The organism is Streptomyces soli (assembly GCF_003999195.1).
Lineage (GTDB): Bacteria > Actinomycetota > Actinomycetes > Streptomycetales > Streptomycetaceae > Actinacidiphila > Actinacidiphila soli.
Map to the genome: position 1 here is coordinate 1 of NZ_RJVR01000114.1, position 6,023 is coordinate 6,023.

A 6,023-nucleotide genomic window follows, 5' to 3' on the forward strand; every position below is an offset into this window, starting at 1 on the left:
AGTCGGCGCGGGCGGTGAAGACGGGGCTGCTCATGAGCGCGCCCGCGGTCCGGGCCCGGGCCTTGCCCCAGGCGCGCTCGTCGTCCCCGTCCTGCCCCCGCGGATCAGGCATACCGGTCTCGTGCCGCAGCACGTCAGAGGCGGACACGACGCCGACGGGGGCGCCGTCGTCGTCGACGACCGGGGCCGCGGCGATGTCGTTCGCATCCAGCAGGGCGGCGACCTCGTGGAACGGCGTGTCGGGGCGGAAGGTGACGACCTCCTCGGCCATCACGTCACCGACCGTGCGGCGGTGCAGCATGGCATCGGCCTCCTCCGCTGTGCGACGGGGCGGCCGCGGTCGGACCGCCCGGGCGGACGACACGCGGCGCGCCGGCCTCCGCGTCTCTGTCGGCTCGTCCACGCCCTCTCCCCCACCCATGACAGCACCGCGCCGCCCCGGCGACCAGTGACGTCCGCCCTGGGCGGGAGGAGCCCGCGGTCCCACGGCCCGGAGTGGCGGAGACTGATGAGGATCTGCGATTTTCCCCAGTGATACCCGTTCGCCCCACTTGGTAGTTCATTCGACCTTGTGGGTCTGGAGAGCGAAGAGCGCGTTGCAGAGGAATGGCAGATCGACAGCACCAGGACGTCGACGGCCCGCGACCTCTCCCGTATCGCCGGAGGTGGATTTTCTAGCGATGCTCACACAGACGGGACCTCCAAGTACCTTCCGACGGCTTCATGCGAGCGGGCGGACGCAGCCGGGCGGCCGACCGTACCTGGGAGGGCCGCACGGACACAGTGCCGCGACGCGGCTGCCTGCCGGCGGAAGATCACATCCCAGGACCGGACGCGGTCGCTCACTCCCCCTGCGCCCTGCCGCGCGGATCGGCCGTGCCGCCGGCCGGTGGTGAGGGCGGACGGCCGGTGAAGGCACGCAGGGCCAGCTCGATCCTGATTTCCTCGCTGTCCAGGACCGACTGCAGCCGGCGCAGGACGATGTCGTCAATGATGCGCTGGTCGCGCAGGCGGATCAGGGCGCTGCGTTTGACGCCGATCAGGGTGCGGCGCAGTTCGAGCCCGGTCCGCACGCCGGGCCCGGTGTCGGGCGGTCCTGCGTCCTCGGCTGCGTACTGGCGCAGTTCGCTCAGGATGGCGTCGGTGGTCTCCGGCGGCGTATCCAGGCGGTCGGGGTAGTCGGGAAGGACTTCCAGCGCGGCATTGACGATCTGGCGATGGGCGCGGCATTCCTCGGTGGTCTCGTCGGGATCGCCGCGCAGTCCGGCCCAACGGATCACCGCGGGCATGGTCGTGCCCTGGACGACCAGCGTGACCAGGATGACGGCCACGGCGGTGAACACCAGCAGGCCGTGTCACCCAAGCGGCCGGCCCGCGGCCATGGTGGTCGGGACACCGAGGGCGGCCGCCAGCGACACGGCCCCGCGCACCCCGCTCCAGGCGACAGGGAACCGTTCCCGGGCGCCGGAGCGCAGCGTGCGCTGGACGGGCGGCGGTCGACGGCGCGGAGGAGGTAGGGCACCGAGTACAACCACAGCAGGCGAGTGGCGATCACCACGCCGCCGACCAGCAACGCGGTGACCACGGCGTGTCCCAGGGAGACGAAGCTGATCACGCTCACGATGGCGGGTGTCTGGATGCCCACCAGGACGAACAGGGCACTGTTGAGGATGAAGGTGCTCACCTCCCAGAAGTCGGTGATTTGCATGGCCAGCACGGCCGCGAGAATTACCACGATGGCTTCCAGGCCCCGCATTCAGCACCGCCTTCCCGATGCGGCGGGCACCCCTTTCCCTGGTGTTCAGCCCTGGGCGAGTTCGGCCAGGGCTTCGAGACGGGTGGGCGTCCAGCCGAGCTCGCGGCGCGCCCGGGCGCCGCTGAACTGCTGGTCGAGGGCGAATGCCTCGGCGATCGGGCCCATGCGCTGCACGGCCTCCTCGAGGGTCAGCGAGTCGATCCTGCCTGGGCATCCGGCGGCGTGGCTGAGGGCTCGGGTGACGTAGGTCAGCGGAAGGTTCTGGCCGCTGACCCCGGCGTAAACGGAACCGGCCGGGGCGTTCAGGGCCAGGACGTACAGCTCGGCGATGTCGTCGACGTGGACCAGCGCCCAGTGGTTGGAGCCGTCCCCGATGCAGGGCACGGCACCTGCGGTGCGCCCCGGCTCGACGAAGAACGACTGCACCAGTCCGCCGGAGCGGCCGTAGACCAGCCCTGGCATCACCACCACCGGGTGCTCTCCGGTGGCGGCCCGGGCGAGCACCCGCTTCTCGTTCTCCAGCCGCCAAGCGGTGATGCGCGGCGGGCTCAGCGGGGCGTCCTCGTCGACGACCCCGTCGGTGTCGCCGTACACCCACACCCCGCCCGTGTGCACATAGGGGCAGCTTCCCACACCGTCCTGCAGTGCCTCCGCCGCTGCGCGGTCGACGTCCGCGGCGCCCTCGGCGTAGTCCACCCCGAGGTGGATGACCCCGTCGGCCCCGCGGGCCGCCTCATGGAGGACATCGGTGTCGGTGAGCGCCCCCGCAACCGGAATGGCACCAAGGTCCGACACGGTGCGCGCCGCGTGCTCGCTGCGCGCCAGCGCCGTCACGCCGATGCCGTGCCCGGTCAGTGCCCGGATGGTGGAGCGGCCGATGTAGCCGGAGCCACCTGTGATGAAGATCTACATCGCTCTCACGGTCCTTGTCGATGGCGGCGGGGGATTCCGCCGCTCCTCCACCCTGGCCCCGTGCCGCGGCCGGCGTCCAAGACCTCTTCCGTCAGCGGTGATGTCCCCAGGGCATCAGTGCTGGGCAGCGGCGATGTCGGCGAACTCCGGGAGCAGAGGGGAGCGGCGGCCAGCGCTCCAGGCAAGGCAGACCTCGTTGGGGCCGATGTCGTCGATGGGCACATGCGCGACATCGGTATGGGTGTAATAGGCCGCGGTGGACAGCGGAAGGACGAGGACGCCCCCGGACGTCGCGACGTGTTCCAGCTTCTCCTCGACGGTGGCGAACGAGGGCCGCGGCCCGGCCCCCTCGCCGCCGGTCCGCTCGGGGAGGTCACGCCACTCGGGGACGGCGTCGGGGTCCTGCAGCAGCCGCTCGGGCGCCAGATCCGCGATAACGATGGACTCCTTGCCCGCCAGCCGGTGGTCCGCCGGCAGTACGGCGACGCGGGGCTCCCGGAAGAGCGGGCGCAGCTCCAGGCCGCGATGGTCGACGGGCAGCCGTACGAAGCTCACGTCGAGAAGGCCCTCGTGCACCCCTTGGACCTGGTCGCCCCAGGAAGTGCGCACCACCTGCACACTCAGCTCGGGATGCCTGGCGGAGAAGGCGCGCACCGCGCCGGTCACGGTGATCCCGGGCATGAAGCCGACCGTGAACGCCGAAGATCCGTGGGCGGCCTGCTGGACCCGGCGGCACAGGGCCTGCGCGGTGGCCAGCAGGGGGCGCGCGTCCTCCAGCAGTTGACGGCCGGCGGCCGTCAACTCGGTGGTCTGCTTGTTCCTGGTGAACAGCTGCGCGCGCAGCTCCTGCTCCAGCGCGCGGATCTGCCGGGACAGCACCGGTTGCGTGATGTGCAACCGCTCGGCGGCCCGGCCGAAGTGCAACTCCTCGGCCACAACCACGAAGTAGCGCATCTTGCGCAGATCGACATCCACGACATCTCCCACCGTGCGAACGCCATGTCCCAGCCTAGTTCCTCCGGACCGTGTCGTCGGGGAGATCAATTGAGCAGGTTTGGCCAACCCCTGAGCACCAGGTGGGGAAATTCGAAGAGCGCCATCACCGCTCCTGACCCCGTACGCCCGCCCGTGCCCGAGGCGTCCGTACGGCACCGGCCCCGGCGATCTGCCCAAACACAGACCGCCGGGACGTTCTGCTGTCCTCCAGAGCGCGTGACAGAACGTAGCGGCCACGGGGGCCTCGGACCGACGCCGCACACCCGGTCGCCCGCGTCGGCGGACGCGAGCAAGCGCCCGGAGACCGCTGCGCAGGAGTTGGTGAAGGCATGCGCAGCCAACATGGACGGGCCGACGACAGCAGCGCGGCACGACCGGGCGACCGCCTGCGCAAGAGTCCCGTCGCTCTTGCACAGTGCGACCGGCGAAGATCGCCGGGCGCCGCAGGTTTGCGCAATCCCCGCGTCGGATTGCTCAATTGGCGCCGCGGGTTGCGCAATCGGGCTGCGCAATCGGCGCTGCAGAGGGGCACGGGGAGGCATTGCGCAACGCGCGAGACCGGCTCCGGGAGTGGCCTGCCAGCGGCCGCCGTGGGTCGGTGAGCATCCGGGACCCGCAGGACCGCCTGGCAACGTGGAACCCGCTGAGCATGACCGCAGGGCAGCCCCCGCACGAGGTGGTGGCCGCGACGGGGATGCCTTCGCGACCTCGCTTGGGTGGGGGGACGCGAACACCCCCCGGGCGATCACGATCCTCACCAAAGCGGTTGAGGCCCTGGCGGCGGTCAACGCCCAGGCGGTGGCTGCCCGGGCCGAGGATTGCCAGGCCACGGTCTTCCAGATCCGTCCCCTGCTGACCGACCCGCGGTTCCGCAAGCTGGTCGTCGACCGGCTGGACACCGAGGCGGCCCGCTGGTGGATGACGTCCTTCACCGACTTCCCCAAAGACGCCTTGCCGACGGTCCTCAACCCACTGGACCGACTCGCCGCCTCCCCCGTCATCTGCGCGTTCCTCGGCAGCCCGACCGACAGTTACGACATCCGGCACGCCATGGACCGCTCGAAAGTCGTGTGGATCTGCCCGGCCGGTACCGGCCCCACCGACCGGCTGCTGGTGTCCCTGCTGGTGCGCGACATGCTCCGGGCGGGGCTGTCGCGCCGTGACATCCCCGAGCGTGACCGGCGGTGGTTCCGGCTGTACCTGGACGAGCTGATCTCCCTCGACGGCGCCCCCTCAACATCCCTGGCCGAGATCACCGAGCAGCTGCGGAAGTTCGGTGTGCGCATGCACGGCATGACGCAGCTGCTGCACCGCCTCAGCTCCGATGTGCGTACCGCGCTGCTCCAGAACGCCTCCTGCCTGTCGACCACCGCCGGGTCCGTGGAGCGATCCGGCACATCACCGACGAGTGGGGCGGCCAGGTCGCGGAAGCCGCCGAACTCGACCGCTACCACCACTGGGCCAGCTTCACCGTGGCCGGCAAGCGGATCGGCCCCCTGCAGATCCGCGGCCCGGAGCTCAGCGAGGTCTTTGGCGACCTGGCCCGCCCGGGCAAGGTGCGCGCTCTGCAGCTGGCCGCGCACACCAACACCGGGGCGCGACCACTGGCCGAGCTCACCGCCGTCGCCTCCACCCACGAGACCCACCGATGACACCATTCCCGAGGGGCAGTTCGCATGACCAACAACACCAAGACGGACCTGGACGCCATCGCAGACGACGCCGGAGCGGAGCCCCAGCCCAGCACGCAGGACACCGCCGGGCACCGCGCCATGGCGCTTCTCGCACAACACCGGCTGGCCACCACACCGCAGCTGCACCAGATGGTCGCGCAGGGTTCTGTCCGGCAGACCACCAGCCGAACCCTCAACACTCTGCGGGAAGACGACCTGATCTCGTACACGGTGCTGCCCAACAGCAGCCGTCTGCGCGCCTGGTTCCTCACCGCCCGCGGCGCCCGGGTCGCCTCCGGGTGGCCGGAACTACGCGGCCGTACGGTGCAGCCGCCGGCCAGCGGAACCGAGGCCTCGCTGCGGGCGGCCCACACTCTCACCGTGCTGCGCGCGCACCTGGCGTTCCTGGCCGACGCCCGAGTCCGCGGCGACGAGTACGGCCCGCTGGACTGGGTGCCCGAGGTCGCGCACCGGCTGCCGGACACCGGCGGCGAGGACAAGTTGATCGCCGATGCCGTTCTGCACTACAGGATCGTGTGGGCCTGGCCGCGCAGGAAGGCGGCCCAGGTGGGGCGGTCGCGTTCGGGAGCGGGCTCGATCCCGTGCGCCCGGAGGATCTCCCACACCGTGGAGGGTGCGAGCTTGATGCCGAGGGCAGCGAGTTCGCCGTGGATCCTTCTGTAACC

At 71.0% G+C, this 6,023-nt stretch carries 5 protein-coding genes and 2 pseudogenes; 2 read left to right on the forward strand and 5 right to left on the reverse strand.

All coding sequences use genetic code 11. The features are described 5' to 3' along the window. From EFK10_RS09720 to EFK10_RS09735, 4 genes are all read right to left on the reverse strand, one after another. Window positions 1-301 (reverse strand): CBS domain-containing protein (locus tag EFK10_RS09720; protein ID WP_127355329.1); only part of this gene is annotated, 301 nt, incomplete at its 3' end. Between the two features lie 541 nt (window positions 302-842). After that, window positions 843-1,343, reverse strand: a complete 501-nt coding sequence (locus EFK10_RS09725; protein WP_127355330.1) for a cation:proton antiporter family protein — start codon at window positions 1,341-1,343, stop codon at window positions 843-845. Between the two features lie 458 nt (window positions 1,344-1,801). Next, the gene (locus tag EFK10_RS09730; RefSeq protein WP_240677107.1) at window positions 1,802-2,662 is read right to left on the reverse strand and encodes an NAD-dependent epimerase/dehydratase family protein; all 861 of its coding nucleotides are present in this window, start codon (window positions 2,660-2,662) and stop codon (window positions 1,802-1,804) included. Between the two features lie 120 nt (window positions 2,663-2,782). Further along, entirely contained in the window at window positions 2,783-3,643 is an 861-nt protein-coding gene (locus EFK10_RS09735) for a LysR family transcriptional regulator (protein WP_127355331.1), read from the reverse strand. Window positions 3,644-4,297: 654 nt separating this feature from the next. Here EFK10_RS09735 and EFK10_RS09740 point away from each other — a divergent pair. Both EFK10_RS09740 and EFK10_RS49805 read left to right on the forward strand, forming a co-directional pair. After that, window positions 4,298-5,344 carry a type IV secretory system conjugative DNA transfer family protein gene (locus EFK10_RS09740; protein WP_127355332.1) on the forward strand — a complete coding sequence of 349 codons (1,047 nt, stop codon included), beginning with the start codon at window positions 4,298-4,300 and terminating at the stop codon, window positions 5,342-5,344. A 143-nt stretch (window positions 5,345-5,487) separates the two neighbouring features. Then, window positions 5,488-5,808: pseudogene (locus EFK10_RS49805) on the forward strand (replication-relaxation family protein); the annotation flags it as partial. A 56-nt stretch (window positions 5,809-5,864) separates the two neighbouring features. Here the strand turns inward: EFK10_RS49805 and EFK10_RS49810 are convergent. Continuing rightward, window positions 5,865-6,023 (reverse strand): annotated as a pseudogene (locus tag EFK10_RS49810) (integrase); the annotation flags it as partial.